This window comes from Bradyrhizobium sp., from assembly GCF_016213215.1.
GTDB lineage: Bacteria > Pseudomonadota > Alphaproteobacteria > Rhizobiales > Xanthobacteraceae > Bradyrhizobium.
In genome coordinates this window covers 163,930-190,229 of sequence record NZ_JACRAW010000025.1, presented here as the reverse complement: position 1 = coordinate 190,229, position 26,300 = coordinate 163,930, and the positions used below count along the sequence as shown (strand labels likewise).

Below are 26,300 nucleotides of genomic sequence, written 5' to 3'. Positions count from 1 at the left end.
GAGCACCACGACCTTCGCCGGGGCGCGGTTCGATCATAAGGCTGCCACGGCGGCCTGCGCGACCTGTCACAATGGCGCAACGGCGCTCGGCAAGCCGCCGAAGCACGTTGCGACCAGTGCGTCCTGCGAGACCTGTCACAAGAGCACCACGACCTTCGCCGGGGCGCGGTTCGATCATAGGGCTGCCACGGCGGCCTGTGCGACCTGTCACAACGGCGCAGCGGCGCTCGGAAAACCGCCAAAGCACGTTGCGACCAGTGCGTCCTGCGAGACCTGTCACAAGAGCACCACGACCTTCGCCGGCGCGCGGTTCGACCATAAGGCTGCAACGGCGGCCTGTGCGACCTGTCACAACGGGAGCACGGCCGTCGGCAAGTCGCCAAAGCACGTTGCGACCACCGCGTCCTGCGAGACCTGTCACAAGAGCACCACGACCTTCGCCGGGGCGCGGTTCGATCATAGAACTGCGACGGCGTCCTGCGCGACATGCCACAACGGCGCGACGGCGCTCGGCAAGCCGGCGAAGCATGTGATGACGACGGCGGCATGCGATAGCTGCCACAAGAGCACGGTGTCATTCAGCACCGCGCGGATGGATCACACCAACCTGACGGTCCCGTGCGTCAATTGCCACAACGGCACGAACGCCGCGGGCAAGGGACCAAAGCACTTTGTCGCGACGCAGCCCTGCGAAACCTGCCATCGCGCGAACGGCTGGACGTTGGTGACCTACCGGCACGCCTCGGCCAGCTATCCGAACCACTCCGCCACGATCGCCTGCAGCGGCTGTCACGTCAGCAATTCGCAGGTGGTCCCTTGGAAGTTCGCGACCTACAAGCCTGATTGCGCCGCCTGCCATGCCGGCGACTTCAAGCCGCAGCAGCACGTCAAGTCGTCCAAGCCGGTGCCGATCTACTACACGGTTGCCGAGCTGAAGGACTGTACCGGCGCCTGTCACCTGTATGCGGACCGGTCGATGACCACGATTCTGACGCGGCGTCAGAAACAGCATCGTGTGAATGGAGGCGCCTGGTGATCGCCTTCGCTTCCAAGCGATCTTGTCGGCGCCGGCGCAGGTCGATCTATGGTCGAGCGGCGGTCCTGCTCAGTTTGCTTTCGGTGGGCATTGTCCTCCCGGTTTCAGGTACGCGTGGCCAGCCGGTAATCGACCAGTTCGTCTCCAGCGCGGCTGTGACCTCGAGCGGCAATTGCAGCGTGCTTCGCGTCAATTTCAACTGGCGGATTCGCTATACCGGTCATTTCCCGCCGGATCGCGGCACTCAATTGCGTATCTCCCTCCAGCTCATCGATCGCGACGCGGTCGTTGATACCGCGTTGTTCCCGCGCGAGGGGGTCAGGGTCGATAATGGCGGAGCCGCCGGAATCGTATCGGTTTCTCTTGCCCTGGATCAGTCCATCGGCCTGGTGCTGCAGATTCAATTCGCCCGACCTACCGCATATCAAGTCATGCAGTCCGGCAGCTTCGAGCAGGTTGCCGTCGTGATTTCGAAGAACGGATCGGCTGCCGGATGCAAGATCGGCGATCTTGGCAAGGGCGCTGGCGCTGGGAAGGATCGCAAGCCTCAGGACCTCGGACCGGACAGCGGCACTTCCGTGCGCGCCAAACCGGCCCGGACGGGCAGCTTGTTGGAGAGCGATGTGAAGGTCGTCGACGCTTCGATGGATGAGGCGCGGGCGGCCATCAAGAAGAACAACTTCGCGGAGGCCATCGAAATTCTGAAGAAGGTCCTGAGATATCCGGAAAACAAGTCCAGCGCGGAAGCACAGGAACTGCTCGGCGTGGCCCGGTTGAAGGCGGGGCAGCGCGCGGCAGCGAGGACCGAATTCGAGGACTATTTGCGGCGCTACCCGACCGGAGATGGGGCAGACCGTGTCCGGCAGCGTGTTGCGGGAATTCTCACCGCTGAAGGCGCCGCACCCGAGAAATTGCGCGGCGGAGTCGATCTGGCCGGGCAGGTGAAGAAGCCCGGTGCAAACCGCGAAACACGTTGGTCGATGTCCGGCAGCGTTTCGGGATTCTACATCACGGATGACAGCGCGAACACCGTGAAGGACTTGTCGACGGCGCCGAACCCGAACGCCGATCCGGACGCCCACCGCTCGCACCAGAATGCGCTGCTGGCCAACTACGACATGTTTGGTACGGCCGACAACGATCGTATCAAGGCCAAGTTCAAGCTCGCCTTCACCCAGGAGCACCAGCTCGACAGGGGGACCGACAAGTACGGCGTCTCGACCGCAATGGTGGACTATACGCTGAAGGAATACGATCTGACCGCCCGGATTGGCCGCCAGTCGCGCAACACGGGTGGCGTCATCGGCCGCTTCGACGGCGCCGTCCTGAGCTGGCAGCAAAGCCCCGACCTGCGCCTGAACGTACTCGCGGGATCGCCGAATTGGAGCCGTTTCGATGCGCCCTTTGCCGCTGGCAAGACGCTCTACGGCGCCAGCGTCGATTTCGGCAAGTGGTTCGGGGTGCTTGAGACCAGTCTGTTCGCGATCGGGCAATTCGACCGCGACATCGTCGATCGCCAGGCGATCGGCGCCGAATTTCGCTATTTCGACAAGAACAAGTCGGCATTGGGAACGATCGATTACGACGTCCACTTCCAGCAGCTCAACGCCGCAATCTTCTCAGGTACTTACACTCTGGAGGACAAGTCGGTTATCAACACCGCGCTGGACTACCGAAAGGTGCCTTATCTTTCGACCTGGAACGCCCTGCAGGGACAGCCGTTCCTCACCCTCTACGACATGATGAAGTTCAACACGGCGGCGGAAGTCAGGCAGTTTGCGATCGACCGCACGCCGACTTTCGAGTCCGCGATGGTGAGCTATTCCCGGCCGCTGAACGAGACCTACCAGATCGGTGCCGATGCGACCGTGACCAATCTGTCCGGGACCTTGCCTTCGGGCGGAGTGGATGGAACGCCGGCGAGCGGGCTCGAATACTATTTGTCGACGCAGCTGACGGGGACAGGAATCTTCAAGCCCGGCGACCTGTTCATGGGCGCGGTTCGCTATGCGAACCTCTCCGACTCCAGGATCTATGTGCTCGACCTCAACACCCGCTATCCGATAACGGCGGATCTCAGTGTAAGTCCACGGTTGAGGCTCGGCTATCGCACGGGTGTGGGAACGGACCTCCAGGAAATGACCGTGCTTCCCTCATTCATGGTCAACTATGTCTGGTGGAAAGGCGTCAGCTTGGAGGCCGAGATCGGCACCAAATATGTCGACAGCACCCTTAACAACGTGAAGTCGACCACGAAGGAGATCTTCGCCACCCTCGGCGTCCGGAAGGATTTCGGCGCCGACGGCGTCAGCCAGTGTCACGGTACGGCGATCAGCTGCGCGTGGGCGAAGCCGGCAATGCCGGCCACGGGCCAGAGCGGCGGCTCGTCTTCGCCCGTCTTCGCGGGTTACGCGATCGAGACGGGATTGAGATACTGGTTCAGCTCGGCGAAAAACCGGTACAACTATTACGCAGATACGACCGACTCGATGGCGGTGTCGCGCCTCAATTACGGTGGACTGACCGGCCATTCCGGCGAACTCTTCTTCCGTATCGACGCCCTCGAGGGCCCGCTCGCCAATGTATTCGTGAAGGGATATGTCGGTGGAGGAAAGATCGCCCGGGGCAAGCTTTACGACGAAGATTTTCAGCCCTTCGTAGACCCGTACTCGATGACCAGCAGCGCCGTGAGTGGGCGGCTGCAATATGCCAGCATCGATCTCGGCTACAACTTCTTCCAGATCGACCGATTCCGTTTTGGCGCCTTCGTGGGATATCACCACTGGCTGGAAACCGTCGATGCGCGCGGCTGCACGCAAGTTGGCGGCCATCCGTTCATTTGCGCGCCCGCGCTTGCTTCGGATCTGAAGGTCATCACCGAGCAGGATCGGTGGGAAACCGGGCGGGCCGGCGTTTCGGTCGAGGCACGTCTGTTGGATCGCCTGACCTGGCAGGCCGAAATGGCCTACGCGTGGACGGCTCAGAACGCGATCGACACCCACTATTTCACCTTCGGCCGGGATCCGGCCTCGGGCTGGGGGTACGGTTTCCAGGCGGAAACGGTTCTCAAGTATGAGCTGAACGACAGCTTCAACATCGGTATTGGCGGTCGCTGGTGGCATTTCAATACAGATGCCACCGATACATTCAGTCAGCTCCTTCGGTACACGACCGACCGGTATGGCGTATTCGTTCAGGGAGCCTATAAGTTCAACTAGAACGAGAATGAATGGGAGCTTGTGAAGCGATGAATTTCGTTGCCAGGTCGATTGGAGGCTACAAGGACTACAACGTCTTCTTCGACACGGCGCTGGCCCAGCTCCGCGACGAGCGCCGCTATCGCGTCTTCGCCGATCTGGAACGTATTGCGGGGCGGTTTCCACGCGCCATCTGGCATTCTCCGAACGGTCCGCGCGAAGTCGTGATCTGGTGCTCAAACGACTATCTCGGCATGGCCCAACACCCGGAAGTGGTGAGCGCGATGGTCGCGGCCGCCTGGCGAATGGGCATTGGAGCCGGCGGCACGCGCAACATCGCAGGCACCAATCATCCGCTTGTCGAGCTGGAGCGCGAGCTTGCCTCCCTGCATGGCAAGGAGGGGGCGCTGGTGTTCACCTCCGGCTATGTTTCGAACCAGACCGGTATCGCCACGGTCGCGAGATTGCTGCCTAACTGCCTTCTGCTGTCCGACGCACTGAACCACAACTCCATGATCGAGGGCATACGCCATTCAGGCGCGGAACGGCAGATCTGGCGTCACAACGATACCGGGCATCTCGAACAATTGCTGCGCGCGGCCGATCCGGATCGTCCGAAGCTGATCCTGTGCGAAAGCCTCTATTCAATGGACGGCGACGTTGCCCCGCTGCACCGGATCTGCGACCTCGCCGAAGGGTACGGCGCGATGACCTATGTCGACGAAGTTCATGCGGTCGGCATGTATGGGCCGCACGGCGGTGGCATCGCGGATCGCGACGGCGCGATGGCCCGCATCGACATTATTGAGGGCACGCTGGCCAAGGCTTTCGGTTGTCTCGGCGGCTACATTGCGGCGAACGCCAACGTGATCGATGCGGTGCGCTCCTACGCGCCAGGCTTCATCTTCACGACGGCCTTGCCCCCGCCGATCTGCGCGGCGGCGACCGCCGCGATCCGCCACCTGAAGGCCTCGAACACGGAACGCGAGCGTCATCAGGATCGGGCTGCACGGTTGAAGTCGGTCCTCGGCGCCGCGCGCCTTCCGGTGATGGCGAGCGATACGCATATCGTCCCGGTGCATGTCGGCGATCCCGAGAAGTGCAAGCTGGCCTCCGACCTTCTGTTGTCGCATCACGGCATCTACATCCAGCCGATCAACTATCCAACGGTGCCGCGCGGAAACGAACGGCTGCGGATCACGCCGTCGCCCTATCATGATGACGCGCTGATCGATAGCCTGGCCGAAGCCCTGGACGCGGTCTGGGATCGCCTCGAGCTTCCTCGTCGCGAAGTCCAGGGCAGGTTCGGATAGGGGAGCGCCTGAAGCAAAATGCGAGCGCGATACGCAAGCGGCTTGTAGAGCGCCCGACGGCACAGCTGGAAACGGCACTCGATTGGCCCCGGGCCCTGGCGCGAGGCAGAATGGCACGTACCTCGCGAAGCTGATTAACGCAAGAAATTCACCGGAGGCCAATTCATTGATATAGCGGCAGTATAGAAGCGGGAGGACGGACAATGCTCTATCCGGAGTCAGACACGGTGAAGGCGCTCCGGCGCCGGCTGGAGTCATTCATGGACCGTCACGTCTATCCGAACGAAGAGCGCTTCTACAAGGAAGCCGAGGAGCTCGGCCCCTGGAAGGTCTACCCTGTCGTCGAAGAGCTGAAGCCGAAAGCCCGAGCCGAAGGCCTCTGGAACCTGTTCCTGCCCGACAGCGAGCATGGTGCTGGCCTGACTAACCTGGAATACGCGCCGCTCTGCGAGATCATGGGCCGCTCCCATCTTGCGCCTGAGCTCTTCAACTGCTCCGCGCCGGATACCGGAAACATGGAAGTACTGGCGCGATACGGCACCAAGGAGCAGCAGGAGCGCTGGCTCAAGCCGCTGCTCGAAGGAGAAATCCGGTCATGCTTTGCGATGACGGAGCCCGCCGTGGCCTCCAGCGATGCAACCAACATCGAGAGTTCGATCGTGGGGGATGGTGACCACTACGTCGTCAACGGCAGGAAATGGTACACGACCAACGCGACCGATCCCCGGTGCAGGATCTGCATCTTCATGGGCAAGACCGACCCGAACAATCCAGATCGGTATCGGCAGCAATCGATGATCCTTGTGCCCATGGATACGCCGGGCGTGGAGGTGTTGCGGCCGATCCCGGTGTTCGGCTTCTACGGAGTGCCCGATCGCGCGTCCGAGGTCATCTTCAAGAACGTGCGCGTGCCGGCGAGCAATATGCTGCTCGGAGAAGGCCGCGGTTTCGAGATCGCGCAGGGTCGTCTGGGCCCGGGCCGGATCCATCACTGCATGCGCCTGATCGGCCTTGCGGAGCGCACTCTTGAGAAGATGTGTCGACGCACGGCCAGCCGGGTCGCCTTCGGCAAGCCGGTTTCGGAGCAGACGGTGACGCAGGAGCGCATCGCGCAGGCGCGCATCATGATCGAGCAGGCGCGGCTACTCACGCTCAATGCCGCCCACGCGATGGATACCGTCGGCAACAAGGTGGCAAAGGCCGAAATTGCGATGATCAAGGTGGCGGTGCCGAACATGGCCTGCCAAATCGTTGATTGGGCGATCCAGGCGCACGGCGGCGGTGGCACGAGCAATGACTTCGGGCTGACCGCCGCCTACGCCACGGCGCGCCTGCTACGGCTGGCAGATGGCCCCGACGAGGTCCACCGCAACCAGATCGCCCGCCTGGAGCTAAAGAAATACAGGAACTGACCGAAATCTTCGCCGAGTGCGCATTTGGCCCTGCACTGGATCACATTAGCGGACGTGATCGCGCGCAGACGCGAAACAGTCAGGCGCGCGCTGCAGCCTCCAGTGCGCCCCCGCCGCCAGACCGACGCTCGCGAGCAAGATAACCGGATACTGCGTCTGCGCGCATCGGCTTCGCGAAGTAATAGCCCTGGATCAAGCCGCAGCCCAGGCGCTTGAGGCTGTCGAGCTGCGCTTTCGTCTCGACTCCCTCGGCGACGCAGGTGATCTCCATATCGGCACATAAGCCGGTCAGCGATTTGATGATATTGTGACTTACGGCGTTGTCGTTGATATCGGCGACAAAGCTGCGGTCCACCTTGATCTTGTCGAGAGGCAGGCGATGGATATGGCTCAGTGAGGAATAGCCGGTGCCGAAATCGTCGAGAGATATGCCGCAGCCCATGGCCTTTAGCATCGAGATCGACTGCTCGGCCCTTGCGAAATCGAATGTCACCGCCGTCTCGGTGATTTCAAAGTCGATGCGGTGCGGCGCCACTCCGCTAGCCTCGATCGTGGCGATCAACGGAAGAATGCCCTCGGGCGAACAGATGTCGTGGGCCGACAGATTGAACGAGATGCGGAGGTGGTCAGGCCAGTTCCTGGCGGCGGCGAGCGCCTTGACCAGCAGTGCCCGCGTCAATGAGCGGATAAGCCCGATGCGCTCGGCGGCAGGAATGAAGTCGTTGGGCGAGACCAGCCCCAGCCTCGGGCTGTTCCACCGCGCCAGGACCTCGAACCCGGTGGTATGCTCGCGGATCGCGTCAATGATCGGCTGGTAGACCAGCTCCATCTCCGTATCGAAGTCGGCGGCGCGCAGCAGGTGCTCGATGATGCCCCGGCTGCGGATCTCCGCATCGAGTTCGGCCGAGAAGATGACGGTGCGGCCGCGCATTCGCCGCTTGGCGTGATAGAGCGCATAGTCGGCACACTCGTAAAGCGCCTCTGCGCTTGTGGCCGAGCGGGGATAAAGGGCGAAGCCGATCGAGCAGGAGAGGCCGGTGTGGGCATTGTCGAGCTGATAGGGCAGCTTGACCTGATTGCAAATCACCTCACCGATGGCGGTGAGGTCTTCATCGCTGGGATCGCCGCACACGATCAGCCCGAACTCGTCGCCGCCAAGCCTGGCAACGTGGACGCGGCGAGGCACGAAGCCCTCGCAGGTTTCGCGGATGCGTCGGCCAGCCTCGATCAGCACCCGGTCCCCGACCGTATGGCCATAGGTATCATTGACGGGCTTGAAGCCGTCGAGATCGATGATGCCCACCGCAATCTGGGTACCGTCTTTCTCGGCTTCGGCGAAGGCGGTGGTGAGTTCGGCGAAGAAGCAGCGGCGGTTAGGCAGTTCGGTCAGAGAATCCAGATTGGCGAGGCGGAAGTTCTCGTCTGACAACGCCTGCGTCGCGGCCTGTTCCGCGATCAGGGACTTGCGGCTGGCGACAAGGTCGGCAAAGTCACGGTAGTAGATGAACAGCACCGTCACCATTGCGCCCGACACCAGCAGGTTGTTCACTGCAATCGCCCTCAAGGTGGGCTCGCCGGTCGCGAAGAAGTAGACAACATAGGGAATGTCGACGACCAAAGTCACAATCAGAGCCGCCGATCGCAGGTGCATCAGACAGAAGATGCAGCCGATGACGGTAACCGCCATATAGAACGCGACCTGTCCCTTGGCGAAAGGATCGCCATAGGGATAGAGCTGGAACGACCAGGCGGTGAAGAGCACGCCGAGAATGACAGCGAGCAAGTTGGTGACGCGCAGATTGTGCAGGATCTCTTTGTCGCTGAGTACGAGATTACGCTGGCGCAACCACCAGAACATCCTGAATGCGCAGAGTGCCGATAATCCGGCTGGTACCGCTATCGTTAGCCAGGCGGGCGCCAGCGGCACATAGGTGTAGGCCACCGCAAGGCTGTTGGTGATCAGAATGAAGTAGAGCAGCGGAATCTGCTTCGAGAAGGCCTCGAACTGGGCGCGCGTCAGATCAGGGTTATCGGCAGGCACGCGGAACAGCAGCGTCGCAGCAACCAGGTGAGATCGTAAGTCAAAGATGCGCATCGGAAAACCAGCCCGGATTCCATCAACTCTGCCTCAGCCTGCATGTGAGGGGTAAAGTTCGCGTTAGATGCAGCGGCCGCGGTATGCCGTGCCACGGTTTCTAGCTACCGCGGGCGTTTGGGCGATGTGCATTCAGTGAGGTCGCGTTAAGGATAATCGGCAGGAAGAGCCCTGCCGGCGAACTACGCGTTGCGCACCGAGGGAAAGCTTTCAAGACAACAGTGTCACGCGATCGCAATTGCAGGCTTTCTGCCTTCATCGCGCAACCAGTGCTGAGTGCGCAGTCGCCCGACAGTTCCAGCATTCATAGAACGAAGGCCTTTTGTGCGGCGTCGGCTACAGGGTCTCTTGAACTTCGGCTTGTTGAAGCAGCCTCAGCGCTTGAACAACCCCATCAGCGTCGCCTTGGCGAGTGTGTTGAAGTTGAGGTTGAAGCCGACAACCGCAGCCGAGGTGTCAGGCGTGACCGGAAGTTTCTCCTGAGAAACGGCAAATACCGTGAAAATGTAGCGGTGAGGATGATCGTTCGGAGGCGGACACGGCCCGCCGTAACCGGCCGCTCCAAAATCCGTGCGCGTCTGCATGGCTCCGTCCGGCAGCTTTGGCGAACGCGGATTGCCGGCATCCAGCGCCAGTTCCGTGACCGAAGCGGGAATATTCACCACCAGCCAATGCCAGAATCCGCTGCCTGTCGGGGCGTCCGGATCATAGCAGGTCACCGCGAAGCTCTTGGTCCCGCTTGGCGCATCCGACCAGGCCAGATGTGGTGACCGGTTGCCGCCGGCGCAACCGAACCCGAAATCTTTCGAAAGGATGTGAGCCTCGGGCAGGTAGTCGCCGTCGCGGAAGCTTTGGCTGGTCAATTTGAAGGACATGACTTTTCCTCCCATGCGCGATTTTCAGGTGGCTGGAACGATATCTTCGTTCTTTCTTTTTGCAACAGGCTCGGCCTGTCTCGGATCGGTCGAATATCTAGGTACCGGTTCGGGCCGCGGTGTCATCGAGACAAGGAGCCGCCGGCGCCGGTTTTCGGCCGGCACAGGCTGATCGAAGGCGCGATTTCGGGTCTGGCACCGCCGCGTTATGCGTCCCCTGGCCGCGGCGTGTCGGCTTTGTGACGCATTCATGAATGATCTAACGCAAAGAGTCCCATTTCGGCTGGGCCATAAAGGCTGCATCGTTTCTGATTTTCCGGTGGAGCCGTGAAGACCCAGATCATCAAAGAGCTCGGTGAAGTCGAAATTCTGCTGCCCTCGCTTGTCGCGGAAGGGCTTGCGGCCAACGACCGCATCAAGGTCCGCATGAGTGCGCTCCAGGCCGCCGCGCAGCATGCGAGGGAGCCTGATCGACCCGTTCATGACTTGGCCGCCGAAAGCCGCGCCGCCGGTATCGCCCCTGCCGCCATCGCGGCATTGATCGGCGGTGCACATCTGGAGGGCGAGAGCCGGATGGCGGCGCCGAGTCTCGGCAAGCTGATCAAGGAAATGGCGGATGACGCTGCGGACATGATCCCCGCGGTCAGCGCCGGGAATGTTGCGGAAGGCGCAAGCGCGAATGCGCGGCTGGAGGCGATCCGGGCCGCAGGGTTGCTCGAGCCTACCAACGAAATCGAGCTTGCGCGCATCGTCAAGCTGACCGGCGTCACACAGGACGGGGACAGCCTGCATCGGCTCGTGATGGACCTGCACAAGGCGCTCAACGGTCTTGCGGGGTCCTGCGCGGAGGAGATCCTGGCCGGAGCCCATGTATTTGGTCTTGAGGCTGAAGACCACGCGCCGGTCGAAAGCTTCATGAGGGGATTGAACGAGACGCGCGCGCTGAAATTCAATCATCCTGGTCTTGATACCATGGCCACGCGGTCGGGCGGCCGCCTGCTGATCCAGAACGACGTCGGGACGACCGACGCACATGTCGTCGTGATCGCAGTCAAGGGCAATGAGGTGACGATCACCCATACCGACGTGCACCGGGCCCGCGCAAAATTCTTTGTCTCACTGCTCGACAGGTTCGAGGCCAGATGGAGCGGCCTCGATCGCCACATCGCGTCCGGTTTGGGCGAGGACAATGCCTTCTATCTCGTGACAGGGCAGTACCAGGGCACGACTGACGCCCAGCGCAATGACTTTCTGGCTGCGGTGGGCGCGGCTCTGGTGTTTCTGATCGACTGGAACAAGGCGCGCAAGCTGCTTCGCAATTGGGTGGCGAAGGACGATGCCACGCGTGTCCTTGAATGGGCGGCACGCAGTCGGATCGGGCATCGCGCTTTCCTGGAACTCGGCGGAAACGAACTGCTGGGGTCGGCGGTGCGCAACGCCGCGCCGTCCCGCATCGGCTTTGGCGAACGGCTGGTCCAGGCGCTCGGACGCAAGGCGGCCTTCGACTTCCTCAAGACCGCGCTGCGTGTTTCCACCCAGGCGCTTCGCGCCGGGCAGTCGGTCAGATTGGTTCGCGACCAGATCGAGGCGGATCTGATCCGGCACCTGGAACGCGTCGACAGTGAACTGCTGGCGATTGTCTTGCGCCAGGTCGCTTTGGCGCACGATCTGGTAACCGCGATCGTCCGTCACGTCGCGGCATTGGAGGCTGGTCAGCAGGCGGACGGCAAGCTTCTGGCGACACGCGCCGGGCACATCGAGCAGAAAGCGGATCGCATCGCTATCGACGCGCGGAAGGAGGTTGCCCGCCTCAATGCGCAGCCAATCGTCGCGCTAATGATCGATCGTGTCGAGGAAGCGATCGACGAATTGGAGCAGGCCGCGTTCGTCGCCTCGCTCATGCCTGGACGGATCGACCCGGCTCTGCCGTCTGCGCTTGGAGAATTGTGCAGGGTCGCCATGACAACGACCGAGATCGCCGCGGCCGGGCTTGCTGCGGCAACCGACGTGCCGGATGGACGTCGTGCCGATTCCGAGGATGCGTTAGCTGCCGTGACGCGGCTGCTCGACACTGAGCACGCTGCGGATTCCCTGGAGCGCGCGATCACCGCGATGGTGTTCGGGGGCGGATTCGAGGTTGGGGCGGCGCTCTCCGTGCTCGAGTTCGCCCGCGCCATCGAACGCGCCACCGACCGCTTCGCCGGTTTCGGCCATTTGCTGCGTCGGCACATCATGATCGATCTGGCAGCCTGAGGGGGAGAAAATGCGTATCGTGCGTATCGGCGGCCAGTCGACCGAGTTGCACGGTGCGGGCGAGATCGGCGCCAAGGCGGCAAATCTTGCGCGAATGGCAGCCTTCGGCCTGTCGGTGCCGCCTGCGTTTGTCCTGCCGATCCGGCTGTGCGCCGATATCATCGAGGAAAAGGCGCATGCCCAGCATGACCTGCGTGAGGGGCTCAGCGAGGGAATGGCGTTTCTGGAAAGCGCGACCGGCAAGCGGTTCGGTGATCGCCGCCGGCCGCTATTGGTCTCGGTGCGATCCGGGGCGGCTCGATCGATGCCGGGCATGCTGGACACCGTACTGAACGTGGGCTGCACCACGGATGCCGTACAAGGATTGATCCGGGCCACGGGACGGCCGCGCCTCGCATGGGATTGCCGCCGCCGCTTCCTGGAGAGCTTCGGGCAAACTGTGATCGGTTTCGATCTTGCGCCGTTTGAGGCGCGCTGTTCAGAACTGATCGCCAGCGAGGGTGTTGCGAGCGATCGTGAACTCGACGGCGAGGCGATCGAGCGGCTGGCCGTCGACGAGCAGGCGCTGATCGAAGATCGTGATGATGGCTGGCTAGAGGATGCCACCGTGCAGTTGGACCGTGCCGCAAGGGCGGTCTACCAGTCCTGGATGAGCGAGCGCGCGCAGGCCTATCGGTGCCTGCAAAAGCTTGATGGCCTGGAAGGGACTGCGGTGACGGTTCAGGCCATGGTGTTCGGCAATGGCGGGCTCGCGTCAGGTGCCGGCGTCGCTTTCTCGCGGGATCCCTCCACCGGGGCATCCCGGCCGATGATCGATCTTGTGCTCGATGCACAAGGCGAAGACGTCGTTTCGGGACGCCGAACGCCGGATTCCGAAGAAGTTATTGCGCGCGCGCTGCCGCGGATCGATGTTGAAATCACCCAAGTGTTGAAGCGGCTGGAAAGGGAGTTCGGCGACGTCCAGGACGTCGAATTCACAGTCGAGGACGGCAAGCTCTGGGTTCTTCAGACCCGCGCGGCAAAGCGCACGCCGCGTGCCGCAGTCCGGATCGCGATCGATCTTGTGCACGAAGGCCTGATTTCGCCGCAACAGGCGCTGGAGCGCATCGCCGATATCGATCTCGCCTCGCTGACTGAAGTCTCGCTCGTGTCGGCCGGTGAACCGGTCGGCTCGGGCATCGGCGCCTCCGGCGGCATCGCGGTAGGGCGAGCGGCGTTTGACTCCGACAGCGCGCAACGCCTGGCGGCGTCGGGTGAGCCGGTTATTCTGGTGCGCCCGGACACCAGCACCGCCGACGTGACAGGCTTCGCCGCCGCCGCTGGTATCGTGACGGCGGTGGGGGCGCGCACCGCTCATGCGGCGCTGGTCGCGCGCCAAATGGGCAAGCCCTCTGTGGTAGGCTGCAAAGACCTGAAGATCGATGTTGCCGTGGGACGGGCAGAGCTCTCCAAGGCCACGATCTCGGAAGGGGACTGGATCACTATCGAGGGCGATACGGGCAAGCTCTACCTCGGGCGCGGCGAGACGGTGGGCAGGCGTCCCGAGGCCGAGCTTGCCGAAATTGCGAGATGGCGATCGCTGGCTAAGAAACAAGAGGACGATGCGGCCGCGCCGAAGGCGAGCTCCATCGGAGCTGCATGAACTTCCGGCGCGAGCCGCTGCCGGCCTGTGCAAGGTGGATCCCGGCTACGGCGGCCTCGGGATTCTAAAGCGTGTTGATCGGGACCTTCAGAAACGTCTTCCCGCTTGCATCCGGTCGGGGCAGGTGGCCTGCCCGGATGTTGACCTGGAGCGAGGGGATGATCAGGCGCGGCATCGAAAGTGTCTTGTCGCGCGCCTCGCGAAGGGCCGTGAACTCGTCCTCGGTGACGCCGTCATGGGCGTGAATGTTGTGCGCTCGTTCTTCTGCGACCGTTGTTTCCCACCGAATTTCCCGGCCGTTGGGTGCGTAGTCGTGGCACATGAACAGCCGCGTCTCCGGCGGCAACGTTTCGAGAATCTTGCGGATGGAGCGGAATAGAATTCTGGCGTTGCCGCCGGGGAAATCGGCGCGCGCGCTGCCGCCGTCCGGCATGAAGAGGGTATCGCCGACGAACGCCGCGTCACCGATCACGTGGGTGGTACACGCGGGCGTATGCCCCGGCGTGTGCATCACGAAACCGTTCATCGTGCCGATGGCATAGGTCTCGCCGTCCTTGAAAAGGCGGTCGAACTGACTGCCGTCACGGCGAAACTCGGTGCCTTCGTTGAACACTTTCCCGAACGTTTCCTGCACCGTCAGGATGTGCTCGCCGATGCCGATCTTTCCACCGAGCTTTTCCTGGATATAGGGAGAAGCTGAGAGGTGATCGGCGTGAGCGTGGGTCTCGATCAGCCATTCGAGCTTGAGCTCGTTCACCCTGATGTAGTCGATGAGGATGTCCGCCGATTTGTAGGCAATGCGGCCGGCGGCATAATCGATGTCCATGACCGGATCGACGATTGCGCAGGACGACGAGAGCGGATCCTTCACGACGTAGCTGATCGTGTTGGTCTCCGGTTCGAAGAACCCCGCGACCTTGGGCTTGATCGAAAGGTCGACCGGATAGGACATGGCGCTCCTCCACTCCTTTGATCCCGGCTATCGCCGAGTTTGCCCCGCCCCTGTGACCGTATCCGAATCCATATGGCGACCGCCGCGGCGGTCGCCAAGTCCGGTAGCAAATGGCCGCGGAACGATCCGGGGCCTTCCGGCTCGATGTGCCGTTCCGCGCCGCTTCGGGACGGCTCAGTAACTAAGCCGCCTTGCCCGAGTTTGTGCCGCAGGTGTTGATGCCAAGCAACGAATAGGGCGGGCACCAGCCGATCAAGGCCGTTCCCAGCGGAATAAGACCCAACAATCCCCAAAGCGATTGGGGACCCACAAAAACCAGACTCAGGACGATCAGCCCCACGACAACGCGTATTAGCCGATCGATCTTGCCAACATTCTGAACCATAAGTGCCTCCGCAATTGATTACGGCGGGAACCTTAGCGGCGTCGGCCGAGCCCGTATGTAACTAAGTCACCAAGTGGACAGCTTGGGCCCGATCAGCCGAAGGCGGGCGGGCGTCAGCCCTGCTGTGCCAGACGGAAAAGCGCGGGCCTGTTGGTGATTTCCACGACTCCCCTGGAGGCTTTGACCCAGCCCTGCCGCGCGAATTCATGCAATTGGCGGCTGATGACCTCGCGGGCGCTGCCGAGCTCGTTGGCGAAATCCTGGTGCGTTGCGGAAATCTGTCCGCGTTCGCCGGCGAGTTGCAGCAGTTTTTGAGCCAGTCTGACGTCGATGCGCGAGAACGCCACCTCCTCGATGAGACGAAACAGGTTGGTCAGGCGGCGGCTGAAGGCGGCGAACACGAACTGGCGAAACTCCCGGGAGTTTGCCATCAGTTCATCAAACAGGGCGCGCGGCATCGCCACGGCGCGGACCTTCGTTTCGGCTATTCCTTCCGCCTGGTATTCCTCGTAACCCATCAGGCAGGCGGTGGTCAGAGCGCAGCTCTCGCCAGCTTGAACCCGGTACAGCACGATCTCCCGGCCCGATTCAGACGTCTGCTGGACGCGAATACTACCGTCCAGCAGCAACAGGAAATTCTCCGGTGCCTGTCCTGGGCCGAAAATCCGGCTGCCTTCCGGAAGTTCGATGATCAGGCTCGAGTCGCGCAATCTGGTCAGCACCGCCGGCGGCAGCTCTCGCAGGAGAGGGAAAGAACTGGTCCAGTCCTCCTTCTGAGGCATCATGCGGCTCTCGTTCTTGCGTTGCGGGATCGGGCTGGGCCGAAACAAGGTCAACTATACCACGCAGCTTGTTTGGTCGTTGATCGCGCTCAAGGGAGCTGGGTCAATCCACCTGCCTATGACCAAATCAGCCTCGGGTTGGCCGGCATAGGGCGCAACGAGATGTTGCGTTCATCTATCCAAGGTTGCAAGGAGAGCTTCTTCTGGCGCATGGGTCGGACGGCCATACCTGCAGTGCGAAAAACTCGCGCTGCGGCACACGGCAGGTGATCAGGGGTGGACGCCGAATCGAATGGGCAAAGTCAGGGCGTCCGGATCGCCATGAAGTTTGTGCCCCGACAAAGAGGGGCGGCAGCCCTCCGCCTATCGTTTAGGACGTCAGCCGCGGGCGACGCGCCTGCGCTCCCTATATCCAACCAACCGCCGCGATGACTGTAATCGAGATCGATCATGCCCGCACACGCGCCGGCAGAGGCGCAGTTCGCGCCTCGCGCGTGGTCCCGCAGTCCGTCGCAGGCCGCCTGCGGCGGATCAAATGGGCGATCCTCAGCCTGACCCTTTCAATCTATTACGTCACGCCGTTCCTGCGCTGGGACCGCGGGCCGAACGCGCCTGATCAGGCGGTGCTGCTGGACTTCGTGCACGGACGGCTTTACGCGTTCTCGATCGAGATCTGGCCGCAGGACCTCTACATCGTCACGGGCCTGCTCATTCTCGCTTCCGTCATCCTGATCCTTGCCAATTCGCTCGCCGGTCGCGTCTGGTGCGGCTTTGCCTGCCCACAAACCGTATGGACCGACCTGTTTCTTCTGGTCGAACGCCGGGTCGAGGGCGATCGCCGCGAGCGCCTGAAAAACATGGATGCAGCCCTGACTTGGGGCAGGGCAGTTCAAGTCGCGACAAAGCACTGTCTTTGGCTGCTCATCTCCCTTCTGACCGGCGGCACGCTGATCTTCTACTTTACCGACGCGCCTGCCCTCGTTCGCGGGCTCTTCGCAGGCGACTTATCGCCGACCGCCTTGACCTGGATCACCGTGTTCACCGGCACGACCTATGGTCTTGCCGGATTTGCGCGCGAACAGGTCTGTACCTTCATGTGCCCGTGGCCCCGACTGCAGGGTGCGATCTGGGATCCGGAAGCCGTTACGGTCAACTATCGCGATTATCGCGGCGAGCAGCGGATGTCGGCCAAGAAGGCCGCCGAGCTCCGAGCACGAGGCGAGCCGTCCGGCGACTGCGTCGATTGCGGTCTGTGCGTCAATGTCTGCCCGATCGGAATCGATATCCGGCAAGGTCCGAACTTCGCCTGTATCAATTGCGGATTGTGCGTGGACGCGTGCGATAGCGTCATGGCCAGGCTCGAGCGACCGCGCGGATTGATCGACTACGAGAGCTGGAGGAACATCGAGCGCGGCCGCCGCGGCGAAACCCGCGTCTCCCGCCTCGTGCGCCCGAAGACGGTCGCGCTAGCGATTACTTCGCTCGCATTGATGGCCGGCCTTGCCGTGCTGTTGGCAACCAGGGCGACGGGCGCTATAGCAATCCAGCACGACCGGGACCCCATCGCGGTCGCGCTGTCCGACGGATCGGTCAGGAACGGCTACACGGTCAAGCTGCTGAACAAGTCGCCCGTAGCGCACCACTACACATTGGCGATTGAAGGCATAGATGGCAGCATGACCATTGTCGGAAACGATAATGGAGCTCCCGTCACCGTTGAGCCGGACGGATCGGAATCGCTGCGGGTGACCGTGACGATGGCGAGACCGAAAGATTGCGAGCTACGCTTTCTCGCAAAGGATGAAACCGGCAGGACGGTACTGTCGGCTCGGGACAGGTTCGTGACTCGTTGAATGGAAGGGAGCCCTTCAACCGAGTCGAAATGGCAGCAGGTTAACAAGTGCAGACGAAGAAACAAATGTCCGATCGACAACCACCAGTGAGCGCCGAGGAGCAGGCTGCGCGCCGTAACCTCCTGGTCCAGGACGTCATCGAACGGACCGGAATCACAGAGGGAATGATCGCAGAACTCGTCACCAGGTTTTACGCAAGGGTGCAACAGGATGCGCTGTTGGCGCCTATCTTCACCCGCGTGCAGGACTGGGACGATCATCTGGCAAGATTGAAGAATTTCTGGTCCTCGGTCGTGTTGACCACGGGCCGGTATCACGGTCAGCCGATGCGAACGCATCTGCCGCTGCCGGTGGCCGGCGATCATTTCGACCGCTGGCTCGATCTGTTCGAGAAGACGGCACGAGAAGTCTGTCCGCCGGCGGCAGCCGCGCACTTCATCGACAAGGCGAGGCGCATCGCCGATAGTTTCGAGATGGCCACGGCGACGCAGGCCGGACGCATCGCGTCGCCGCGCCACATATTCAGATCCTAAGGTATGGTCTTCTTCGTTCGAAGCGGGCGAACTCGCGTGAGAGGAGTTGCGCTTGCCGACCTCGACGCTTCGCGTTTTCGAAATGCGCCGGGCTGATCTACCCTCTCGATGAAAGCGAGCGCCTAAAGCGAGGTGTCACGAACGAAGCATTTCGCCGCCTTGTTTTTGGCTGAGTTTCAGCGTCAGCTTGCGTAGGACACGCTGAAGAAATAGCAGGGTTGCGACCTGGGGACCGGTGGAAGGGATGCGGCGGACGGAAAGGTCCGCCGCATTTTTCTTGCTATTTGCCTGTGCGCTCGACCTTGCTCTTTTCCTTGGCGTTCATCTGCTTGACCATCGGATCCTGGGTCACCTGGCCGGTGGTGTTCGTCGTTGAAGCTGGCGGAGCATCGTTCGGAACCGAGGACTGCTCAGGACCGGACGGCCGAGTCGCGGTGGCCGGCGGCGGGTTGGTCTGAGCGGTTGCCGCCTGCACGCTCACGAGAATGGCGCTCGCCAGCAGCGATACCGCGAGCGCCCGAGGGTTGATTTTCATCGATCTGGCTCCTGTCAGATCGATGAAACGGAAATCAAAGCCTTACGTTCCGCCTCAAGTCTCCAATTGCTTGCCGATCGGCAGCGCCCGGATTCGCTTTCCGGTCGCCGCGAATATTGCGTTGATCAGCGCCGGTGCGAACGGAGGAAGGCCCGGCTCGCCGACGCCGCTGGGTGGCGTATCGGGACCGGGAGACACGATATAGACGTTCGTCACGGCAGGAGATTCGTCGATCCGAATCACCGGGAAGTCGCCGAAATTCTTCTGCTGTACCTTGCCGTCCTTGAAAGTGATCTCGCCATATTTGGCGAGACTGAGGCCCATGATCATGGCGCCCTCGATCTGCGACTGGATGCGCTCGGGGTTCACGTAGGTGCCGCAATCGATGGCCGTATCGACCCGCGGCACCGTAATCTTCCCTTTCTCGTCGACCGCGACCTCGATGATGGTGGCGACATAGCTGACGAAGCTGCGGTGCGCGGCAATGCCGAGCCCGTGGCCCTTGGGCACAGAACGTCCCCATTCGCCCTTATCCGCAACGAACTCGACCACCTTGCGAAGGCGCGCGGTATCGATCGGATAGCTGGCGTAGGGCTCGCCATAGTTCCAGGGATCCTTTACCGAGGAGAGATTGACGGTCCTCGGCGAGCCGATCAGCTCGAGCAGCATCTCCTTCTGGTCACGGCCCGTCGCATGGGCCAGTTCGCCGACCATGGATTGCACGGCGAAGGCGCGCGGGATGTTCGAGACCGACCGGAACCAGCCGATACGCGTATGCGCTGCGGCTTCAGGGTTCTCGCACTGCACGTTGGCGATCTCGAATGGCATGTCGATCAGGCCCATGCCGAGTTCGAAGGGGGCCTGGTGTACCGCCCCCGCCTCAAAGGTGGAGGCGATACTGGGCGCCACGCTGCGGTGCCGCCATGCGATCACCTTGCCGTTCTCGTCGAGGCCGGCCTCGATGCGTTCGACGGAAACCGTGTGCAGGAAGCCGTTATGGATGTCGTCTTCGCGTGTCCATTGCACCGTGACCGGCGTACCCAGTTCCTTCGAGAGCAGGGCGGCTTCCAGGACGAAATCGCATTTAGACTTGCGCCCGAACCCGCCGCCGAGCAGCGTAACGTTGACGGTGACATTCTCTTCGGGAATGCCGAGCGTCTTTGCGACATCTTCGCGCGTTCCGCCCGGGCTTTGCACCGGCGCCCAGATCTCGGCCTTGTTGCCCTTGACCTCAGCCACCGCGACCGGCGGCTCCATGCTGACGTGAGCAAGGTGCGGCAGATAGTATTCGCCAACAATCACCTTGTCGGCGATCTTCAAGGCGGCATCCACGTCGCCTTCCTTGCGTACGATCAGGCCCGGCTTGCGCGCGGCCTCCTCGAGTGCGGCCCTGTAGGCGACCGAGTCGTATTTGCCGTTGGGGCCGTCGTCCCAGACGATCTTCAGCGCATCGCGGCCCTTGATCGCCGCCCCGGTATTCCGTGCGATCACGGCAACGCCGCCGAGCGGCTGGAACTTGGCAGGCCATGGCCATCCCCTGACCTGCATGACCTTCTCAACCCCGGACACCTTGAGGGCGGCAGTGGGATCGAACGACACCAGCTTGCCGCCGGTGACGGGCGGACGGGCAACGACGGCGTATCTCATCCCGGGCAGGCGAACGTCGGCCCCATAGCGCGCCGCGCCCGTCGTGATGTCGTGCACATCGACCACGCTGATCTCGCCTTTGCCGAGATAGCGGAAATCCTTGGGATTCTTGAGCTTCAACCCCTCGATGCTCGGCACCGACTCTTTCGCTGCATCCGCGGCGAGATCGCCAAAGCCGACGCGTCGTCCACTGGCACTGTGCACGACCTCATGATTGACGGCCCTGACCTCGTTTGCCGGGACGCCCCAGCGCTTGGCCGCGGCCTTTTCCAGCATGGTGCGTGCCGAGGCGCCGATCTGCCGCATCGGCATCAGGTAATGCCGCGTGCTGCGCGATCCGTCCGTATCCTGGTTGCCGTATTTGATTTCGTCGCCAGGGGGCTGCTGGACCCGGACACGCGACCAGTCCGCTTCCATCTCTTCGGCGACGATCAGGGGCAGGCTGGTTCGCACGCCCGTACCCATTTCAGAACGATGCGCGAGAATGGTGACCATGCCGTCGGAGGCGATCGACACGAACACGCGCGGGTCGACCACGGTGCCGTGCGGCATCTGGGTCGCGCCGGTCTCGTAGGCAAAGCTCGGGCGCGGCATCACGGGGGCGGCGAGCACGAAGCCTCCCGCAATGCCAGTCCTTTCAGGATGCTGCGACGTGAAACGTTCTCAACCTTCATGGCTTTCTCAAAGCCGCGAAGCTTTCCGGAATTTGCGATGAAGTTCATGACTACACCCCCGTCGACGCGAGATGGACCGCGTTTTCGATGCGCTGGTAGCAGCCACAGCGGCAGATGTTGCCTGACATCGCCTCGCGGATCTGGTCATGGGATGGCCTGGGATTGTCCATCAGCAGTGCGGCATGATCTGTCCGGTCTGGCAGAAGCCGCATTGGGGAACGTTGAGCTGGCGCCACGCCTTTTGAACCGGATGATCGCCGGCAGGGTGAAGGCCTTCAATGGTGGTGACTTCGCGGCCTGACATCGCAGACATCGGAGTGACGCAGGAGCGTACGGCTTGCTTGTCTACGATCACCGTGCACACGCCGCACAGGGCCTGACCGCACCCGTACTTGGTGCCAGTCAGGCCCAACTCGTCGCGCAAGAACCAGAGTAGCGGAAGATCCGGATCGCCATCCCAGTTCTGCTCCTGGCCGTTGATTCTCATCTTGGTCATGCTCGTCCCTCGCTCTTCTTAAGCTGTTCTTCGTGCGGCCGATGTGAAGCGGTGATGCTAGCAGAATCGGTGAACCTGCCGACATCACAGCCCGGTGTGTTGTAATTTGTTGTTTGCGGGCCGCAGCTTCTCGTCTCGGACAAGCGCCGACGCTGTTTACTGCAGACAAACAGGCTGACCGCTGAACCCTGCCTTGCGGGGTGCAGGAAAAAGAAATGCTTCGTCCTGCATTCACGCGGACGAAGCACTCAGTTTGGGAGGGAGCTTGACGCCAATGCCGTCCATCGACGACATCAATTACTTACGCAGACAGCCCTGGAACCCGTGGCATTCGCCCGCCGGCGGCGATCTCCGCCACCGGCGCGAGCGCTGTTGCCGTCATGCCGCCTTGGCTTTGGCGACATGGGTGGAAATCGCATCCATCAGGGCCGGTGACAGGCAGTCATACGGCTCGAGCCCGAGTTCCTTGAGACGAGACCGAATTTCGCCCATCTGCTCCGGCTTCACGCCGGACTCGATCACGGAGGACACGAAGGCCGCAAAGCCCGGCGCCGCCGATCCGCCTTCCTGGAACAGTTCGGGGTGGATGAAATCCAGGCCGTAGAAGGGGTGCGCCGTGTTTTCGATGCGGCCGTACATGTGCGTGCCGCATCCCGTGCAGGCGTAGCGCTGGATCGTCGCCGACTGATCGACGATCTTCAGCTTGTCGCCGTTCTCGAGTACGGTGACGTTCTGGCGCGGGACCACGGCTACGACAGAAAAGATGGCGCCTTCCGGCTTCCAGCATTTGGTACAGCCGCAGGCGTGGTTGTGCGCGACGTCGCCCTTGATGCCGACCTTCACCGGCTTGTCCGTGCATTTGCAGACAAGGGTGCCGCCGGCAAAATTGCCCGTGCCCTGCTTGATGCCGTTGTCGATCGATGGGTGTAGACGAACAGTCATGGGTCGATCCTCCTTTTGGACTTTGATCTAGAACACGACGACCGAACGGATCGATTGTCCCTCGTGCATCAGGTCGAAACCCTTGTTGATCTCTTCGAGTTTGAGGACGTGGGTGATCATCGGATCGATCTGGATCTTTCCGTTCATGTACCAATCGACAATCTTCGGCACGTCGGTGCGTCCGCGCGCGCCGCCGAAAGCGGTGCCTTTCCATACCCGTCCCGTCACAAGCTGGAACGGGCGGGTGGAAATCTCCTTGCCGGCTTCTGCGACGCCGATGATCACGGAGACGCCCCAGCCGCGATGGCAGCATTCGAGCGCCTGGCGCATCACGGTGGTGTTGCCGGTGCAGTCGAATGTGTAGTCGGCGCCGCCGTCTGTCAGGGTGACGAGGTGCTGGACGATGTCGCCAGTGACGCTCTTTGGATTGACAAAGTGGGTCATGCCGAATTTGCGGCCCCACTCCTCCTTGGAGTCGTTGACGTCGACGCCGATGATCTTGTCGGCTCCAACCATCTTCGCACCCTGGATGACGTTCAACCCGATGCCGCCGAGCCCGAACACGACCACGTTCGATCCTGGCGTCACCTTGGCGGTGTTCACCACGGCACCGACGCCGGTCGTCACGCCGCAGCCGATGTAACAGCTCTTGTCGAAGGGCGCATCTTCCCGGATCTTGGCCACCGCGATCTCGGGCAGCACGGTGAAATTGGAGAACGTCGAGCAACCCATGTAGTGGTAGATCGGCTTGCCTTTGTAGCTGAAGCGGCTGGTCCCGTCCGGCATTACTCCCTTACCCTGCGTGGCTCGAATTGCGGTGCAGAGATTGGTCTTCTGGCTCAGGCAGCTTTTGCACTGGCGGCATTCGGGAGTGTAAAGCGGGATGACGTGATCGCCGGGTCGCACCGAGGTGACGCCGGCGCCGATCTCGCGCACGATACCGGCGCCCTCATGCCCAAGAATCGAGGGGAAAATGCCTTCGCTGTCGAAGCCGTCGAGTGTGTAGGCGTCGGTGTGGCAGATACCGGTCGCCTTGATTTCGACCAGGACTTCGCCGGCTTTCGGGCCTTCCAGATCAACTTCGATGATCTCAAGCGGCTTTTTTGCTTCGAAAGCGACAGCGGCGCGAGTCTTCATTTTCAACTCCTCATTCCCTCTTGAAGACGGTAGGACATGTTGTCATGCGCGCTCCGTGCATTCAATGTTTGCCCATGCAGGCATTCTCCGCCGCGATATAGGCTTCAGGCTTTTCCTCACGTTTGGCGGGGCGTCCGCGGCCCAATGCGTCGTTGGCGCGGGCACGGAGGTAGATGTAGAGGTCATCCATGTAGCAGGCGACGTTTGGATGGTCCCCAAAGGCCGGCATGACGTTCTCCGAAGCGGTGCTGACGTTCTTGCGACCGCTCGCGACGACGTTGAGAAAATCGCCGTAGCTCATGGTCTTCAACGAGTCCTTGAGCGCAGGCGCGTAGGTTGATCCCATGCCGTCGGGACCGTGGCAGACATGGCAATCCGAGTGGTAACGGCGGAATCCGGAATAGGTGTACCAATCCACAATGCCATCGGCCGAGATCTTGTAGGTGGGGTTTCCTTCCTTATCGAGATATTTGCCATCCTCGTTCTTGACCGCCGTCGGGTCGACGGGACCTGTCGCGAAGGCAATTCCTCCGACCGCTACGAAGATGATCGCAGCAGCCGCAAATTTGATTCTGAGCAAGCTCTTGTCCTCGGGCATCCGATGTGGGCCCGGCGCGTGGCAGCGATGTCACGCGCCGGAACGAGTTCTTTGTGCTTTACTGCGGCAGGGCGAAGACCGTGAGTGTGCCGCCGAGCGCCGTGTAGTTGCTCAGCGCCGCATAGCCGCCGACCGCGCCGAGTCCTGCTGTCGGATCGGTCAGGCCCGCGGCGAGGCCGATGCCTGCCCAGCCACCGACACCGGACAACACCGCCACGTACTGCTTGCCGTCCTGTTCGTAGGTGGTGACGTTTCCGATGATGCCGGAGGGAGTCTTGAACCTGTAGAGCTCCTTGCCGGACTTGGCGTCGACCGCTTTCAGGTAGCCTTCGAGCGTTCCGTAGAACACCACGCCGCCAGCCGTGGCAAGCGCACCCGACCAGACCGAGAACTGCTCCTTGTTCGACCAGACGATCTTGCCGGTCTTGCCGTCCCAGGCGATGAAGTTGCCCATGTGGCTTTCACCGGGAGGCGGATACATCGAGAGCGTCGCACCCACGTACGGCTGGCCCGCGGTGTAGCTCACCCTGAACGGCTCGTAGTCCATGCAGACGTGGTTGGTCGGAACGTAGAACAGCTGAGTATCCGGAGAGTAGGCTGCCGGCTGCTGATCCTTGGTGCCGAGCGCGGCAGGACAGATGCCCTTCACGTTGACGTCTTCGCCCTGCTTGTCGGTCGAATACTGATCGACGACCTTCGGACGACCGAAGGTCGGCGAGCTCTTGTTCATGTCGACGCCGGTGGTCCAGTTGACCTTGGGATCGTACTTCTCGGCGACCAGCAACTCGCCGTTGGTGCGATCCATGGTGTAGGCCAGGCCGTTACGGTCGAAGTGGGTCAAGAGCTTGCGAGGCTGACCATTGATCGACTGATCGGAAAGGATCATCTCGTTGACGCCGTCAAAGTCCCATTCGTCATGCGGCGTCATTTGATATACCCAGCGGGCCATCCCGTCGTCGGGATCGCGCGCGAAAACGGTCATCGACCACTTGTTGTCACCCGGACGCTGCTTCGGGTTCCAGGTTGAAGGATTGCCGGAGCCGTAATAGACGAGGTCGAGCTGCGGGTCATAGGACATCCAGCCCCATGTGCAGCCGCCGCCGGTCTTCCATTGATCGCCTTGCCAGGTTTTCAGACTGGAATCCTTGCCGACCGGTTTGCCCAGCGACATCGTCTTTTCGGGGTCGAACTTGAGCTGGTCGTCCGGCCCTTGCGAGTAAGCGCGCCAAACCTGCTTGCCCGATTTCAGGTCATAGGCTGTCACATGGCAGTGCACGCCGAACTCGCCGCCGGAAATGCCGACCAGGACCTTGTCCTTGATCACGTAAGGTACCGAGGTTCCGGTCTCGCCCTTGCTGGGATCGCCGTTGGTGGCGGTCCACTCGACCTTGCCGGTCTTGGCATCGAGTGCGACCAGCGTGGTGTCGGCCTGATGCAGGAAGATCTTGCCGTCGCCATAGGCAAGACCGCGATTGACCGTGTCGCAGCACATCACCGGGATGACGTTCGGGTCCTGCTTCGGCTCGTACTTCCAGACGATCTTGTGGTCCTGGGAAAGGTCAAGCGCATAGACCTTGTTCGGGAACGGCGTGTGGACGTACATCATGTTGCCGATGACCAGCGGTCCGCCCTCGTGGCCGCGCAGAACGCCGGTCGAGAACGTCCAGGCGACCTGGAGCTTGCCGACATTGGACGCGTTGATCTGGTTGAGCTTGGAGTAGCGGGTGTTGGCGTAGTCGCCGGTCGGCATCACCCAGTCCTTCGGGTTCTGCGACATCTTGATCAGCTCGTCATTGGCTGACGCGCCGCCGGCGGCAAACGCCGCCACAGAGCCAAGACAGGTTGCTAAAAGCACCTTGCGCATTGTGTTTCCTCCTAGGTCTTGTTTGTTGTTCGCGAGCTCCCACCGTGCTCGATCGCCTGGTGGATTGCCCATGCAAATG

19 protein-coding genes and 2 pseudogenes are annotated in these 26,300 nt (G+C 61.8%); 8 read left to right on the top strand and 13 right to left on the bottom strand.

All coding sequences use genetic code 11. The features are described 5' to 3' along the window. The coding region (locus tag HY852_RS06380) for a cytochrome c3 family protein (RefSeq protein WP_291603520.1) at nucleotides 1-1,036 on the top strand (1,036 nt) is incomplete at its 5' end. 104 nt (nucleotides 1,037-1,140) lie between these two features. Here HY852_RS06380 and HY852_RS06375 read toward each other — a convergent pair. Next, nucleotides 1,141-1,440: a hypothetical protein gene (locus HY852_RS06375; RefSeq protein ID WP_291603518.1), complete on the bottom strand. Its 300-nt coding sequence runs from the start codon at nucleotides 1,438-1,440 to the stop codon at nucleotides 1,141-1,143. Between the two features lie 27 nt (nucleotides 1,441-1,467). Between HY852_RS06375 and HY852_RS06370 the strand changes: the two genes are divergently transcribed. The 3 genes from HY852_RS06370 to HY852_RS06360 all read left to right on the top strand — a co-directional run bounded on the left by HY852_RS06370 (nucleotide 1,468) and on the right by HY852_RS06360 (nucleotide 6,958). After that, nucleotides 1,468-4,254, top strand: coding sequence for a hypothetical protein (locus HY852_RS06370; RefSeq protein ID WP_291603516.1), 2,787 nt, complete (start codon nucleotides 1,468-1,470; stop codon nucleotides 4,252-4,254). Nucleotides 4,255-4,283: 29 nt separating this feature from the next. Continuing rightward, a complete protein-coding gene (hemA, locus tag HY852_RS06365; RefSeq protein ID WP_291603515.1) occupies nucleotides 4,284-5,546 on the top strand; it encodes a 5-aminolevulinate synthase in 1,263 nt (420 codons plus the stop codon). Nucleotides 5,547-5,749: 203 nt separating this feature from the next. Beyond that, nucleotides 5,750-6,958, top strand: a complete 1,209-nt coding sequence (locus HY852_RS06360) for an acyl-CoA dehydrogenase family protein (protein WP_291603514.1) — start codon at nucleotides 5,750-5,752, stop codon at nucleotides 6,956-6,958. Nucleotides 6,959-7,037: 79 nt separating this feature from the next. Here the strand turns inward: HY852_RS06360 and HY852_RS06355 are convergent, their stop codons facing one another. Further along, nucleotides 7,038-9,053, bottom strand: coding sequence for an EAL domain-containing protein (locus HY852_RS06355; protein WP_291603513.1), 2,016 nt, complete (start codon nucleotides 9,051-9,053; stop codon nucleotides 7,038-7,040). A 374-nt stretch (nucleotides 9,054-9,427) separates the two neighbouring features. Further along, nucleotides 9,428-9,928, bottom strand: a complete 501-nt coding sequence (locus HY852_RS06350; RefSeq protein WP_291603512.1) for a YbhB/YbcL family Raf kinase inhibitor-like protein — start codon at nucleotides 9,926-9,928, stop codon at nucleotides 9,428-9,430. Nucleotides 9,929-10,255: 327 nt separating this feature from the next. Between HY852_RS06350 and HY852_RS06345 the strand changes: the two genes are divergently transcribed. Together HY852_RS06345 and HY852_RS06340 are read left to right on the top strand one after the other, a co-directional pair. Beyond that, nucleotides 10,256-12,181: a hypothetical protein gene (locus HY852_RS06345; protein WP_291603511.1), complete on the top strand. Its 1,926-nt coding sequence runs from the start codon at nucleotides 10,256-10,258 to the stop codon at nucleotides 12,179-12,181. A gap of 10 nt (nucleotides 12,182-12,191) precedes the next feature. Further along, nucleotides 12,192-13,823, top strand: coding sequence for a PEP/pyruvate-binding domain-containing protein (locus HY852_RS06340; protein WP_291603510.1), 1,632 nt, complete (start codon nucleotides 12,192-12,194; stop codon nucleotides 13,821-13,823). Nucleotides 13,824-13,887: 64 nt separating this feature from the next. On the opposite strand, the gene HY852_RS06335 is transcribed toward HY852_RS06340, so the two are convergent. The 3 genes from HY852_RS06335 to HY852_RS06325 form a co-directional block, all read right to left on the bottom strand. Further along, on the bottom strand, nucleotides 13,888-14,775 hold the full coding sequence (locus HY852_RS06335; protein ID WP_291603508.1) for an MBL fold metallo-hydrolase: 888 nt from the start codon (nucleotides 14,773-14,775) through the stop codon (nucleotides 13,888-13,890). A gap of 181 nt (nucleotides 14,776-14,956) precedes the next feature. Further along, entirely contained in the window at nucleotides 14,957-15,160 is a 204-nt protein-coding gene (locus HY852_RS06330; RefSeq protein WP_291603506.1) for a DUF2892 domain-containing protein, read from the bottom strand. 113 nt (nucleotides 15,161-15,273) lie between these two features. Beyond that, the gene (locus tag HY852_RS06325) at nucleotides 15,274-15,942 is read right to left on the bottom strand and encodes a Crp/Fnr family transcriptional regulator (RefSeq protein WP_291603534.1); all 669 of its coding nucleotides are present in this window, start codon (nucleotides 15,940-15,942) and stop codon (nucleotides 15,274-15,276) included. A gap of 428 nt (nucleotides 15,943-16,370) precedes the next feature. Between HY852_RS06325 and ccoG the strand changes: the two genes are divergently transcribed. Further along, nucleotides 16,371-17,795 (top strand): cytochrome c oxidase accessory protein CcoG, encoded by a 1,425-nt coding sequence (ccoG, locus tag HY852_RS06320; protein ID WP_291603505.1) that lies wholly within the window; start codon nucleotides 16,371-16,373, stop codon nucleotides 17,793-17,795. A 164-nt stretch (nucleotides 17,796-17,959) separates the two neighbouring features. Then, a complete protein-coding gene (locus tag HY852_RS06315; protein ID WP_291603533.1) occupies nucleotides 17,960-18,328 on the top strand; it encodes a group III truncated hemoglobin in 369 nt (122 codons plus the stop codon). A 280-nt stretch (nucleotides 18,329-18,608) separates the two neighbouring features. On the opposite strand, the gene HY852_RS06310 is transcribed toward HY852_RS06315, so the two are convergent. From HY852_RS06310 to xoxF5, 7 genes and pseudogenes are all read right to left on the bottom strand, one after another. After that, nucleotides 18,609-18,863: a hypothetical protein gene (locus tag HY852_RS06310; RefSeq protein WP_291603504.1), complete on the bottom strand. Its 255-nt coding sequence runs from the start codon at nucleotides 18,861-18,863 to the stop codon at nucleotides 18,609-18,611. 54 nt (nucleotides 18,864-18,917) lie between these two features. Next, nucleotides 18,918-21,232 (bottom strand): annotated as a pseudogene (locus HY852_RS06305) (molybdopterin cofactor-binding domain-containing protein). A gap of 2 nt (nucleotides 21,233-21,234) precedes the next feature. Then, nucleotides 21,235-21,680: pseudogene (locus HY852_RS06300) on the bottom strand ((2Fe-2S)-binding protein). A gap of 378 nt (nucleotides 21,681-22,058) precedes the next feature. Then, nucleotides 22,059-22,622 carry an S-(hydroxymethyl)glutathione synthase gene (gene gfa / locus HY852_RS06295; protein ID WP_291603503.1) on the bottom strand — a complete coding sequence of 188 codons (564 nt, stop codon included), beginning with the start codon at nucleotides 22,620-22,622 and terminating at the stop codon, nucleotides 22,059-22,061. 27 nt (nucleotides 22,623-22,649) lie between these two features. Beyond that, nucleotides 22,650-23,759 (bottom strand): S-(hydroxymethyl)glutathione dehydrogenase/class III alcohol dehydrogenase, encoded by a 1,110-nt coding sequence (locus HY852_RS06290; RefSeq protein ID WP_291603502.1) that lies wholly within the window; start codon nucleotides 23,757-23,759, stop codon nucleotides 22,650-22,652. A gap of 61 nt (nucleotides 23,760-23,820) precedes the next feature. Further along, the gene (locus HY852_RS06285; protein WP_291603532.1) at nucleotides 23,821-24,309 is read right to left on the bottom strand and encodes a c-type cytochrome, methanol metabolism-related; all 489 of its coding nucleotides are present in this window, start codon (nucleotides 24,307-24,309) and stop codon (nucleotides 23,821-23,823) included. A gap of 106 nt (nucleotides 24,310-24,415) precedes the next feature. Then, nucleotides 24,416-26,221, bottom strand: coding sequence for a lanthanide-dependent methanol dehydrogenase XoxF5 (gene xoxF5, locus HY852_RS06280; RefSeq protein ID WP_291603501.1), 1,806 nt, complete (start codon nucleotides 26,219-26,221; stop codon nucleotides 24,416-24,418). Nucleotides 26,222-26,300 lie beyond the last annotated feature (79 nt).

What these genes read in the sequence shown, in the direction of transcription:
- HY852_RS06370 (WP_291603516.1), top strand. Translation starts at nt 1,468, where the DNA reads ATGCAGTCCGGCAGCTTCGAGCAGGTTGCCGTCGTGATTTCGAAGAAC.
- HY852_RS06350 (WP_291603512.1), bottom strand. Translation starts at nt 9,928, where the DNA reads ATGTCCTTCAAATTGACCAGCCAAAGCTTCCGCGACGGCGACTACCTG.
- HY852_RS06360 (WP_291603514.1), top strand. Translation starts at nt 5,750, where the DNA reads ATGCTCTATCCGGAGTCAGACACGGTGAAGGCGCTCCGGCGCCGGCTG.
- xoxF5 (WP_291603501.1), bottom strand. Translation starts at nt 26,221, where the DNA reads ATGCGCAAGGTGCTTTTAGCAACCTGTCTTGGCTCTGTGGCGGCGTTT.
- HY852_RS06355 (WP_291603513.1), bottom strand. Translation starts at nt 9,053, where the DNA reads ATGCGCATCTTTGACTTACGATCTCACCTGGTTGCTGCGACGCTGCTG.
- ccoG (WP_291603505.1), top strand. Translation starts at nt 16,371, where the DNA reads ATGACTGTAATCGAGATCGATCATGCCCGCACACGCGCCGGCAGAGGC.
- hemA (WP_291603515.1), top strand. Translation starts at nt 4,284, where the DNA reads ATGAATTTCGTTGCCAGGTCGATTGGAGGCTACAAGGACTACAACGTC.
- HY852_RS06330 (WP_291603506.1), bottom strand. Translation starts at nt 15,160, where the DNA reads ATGGTTCAGAATGTTGGCAAGATCGATCGGCTAATACGCGTTGTCGTG.
- HY852_RS06335 (WP_291603508.1), bottom strand. Translation starts at nt 14,775, where the DNA reads ATGTCCTATCCGGTCGACCTTTCGATCAAGCCCAAGGTCGCGGGGTTC.
- HY852_RS06340 (WP_291603510.1), top strand. Translation starts at nt 12,192, where the DNA reads ATGCGTATCGTGCGTATCGGCGGCCAGTCGACCGAGTTGCACGGTGCG.
- HY852_RS06310 (WP_291603504.1), bottom strand. Translation starts at nt 18,863, where the DNA reads ATGAAAATCAACCCTCGGGCGCTCGCGGTATCGCTGCTGGCGAGCGCC.
- HY852_RS06325 (WP_291603534.1), bottom strand. Translation starts at nt 15,942, where the DNA reads ATGCCTCAGAAGGAGGACTGGACCAGTTCTTTCCCTCTCCTGCGAGAG.
- HY852_RS06290 (WP_291603502.1), bottom strand. Translation starts at nt 23,759, where the DNA reads ATGAAGACTCGCGCCGCTGTCGCTTTCGAAGCAAAAAAGCCGCTTGAG.
- gfa (WP_291603503.1), bottom strand. Translation starts at nt 22,622, where the DNA reads ATGACTGTTCGTCTACACCCATCGATCGACAACGGCATCAAGCAGGGC.
- HY852_RS06315 (WP_291603533.1), top strand. Translation starts at nt 17,960, where the DNA reads ATGATCGCAGAACTCGTCACCAGGTTTTACGCAAGGGTGCAACAGGAT.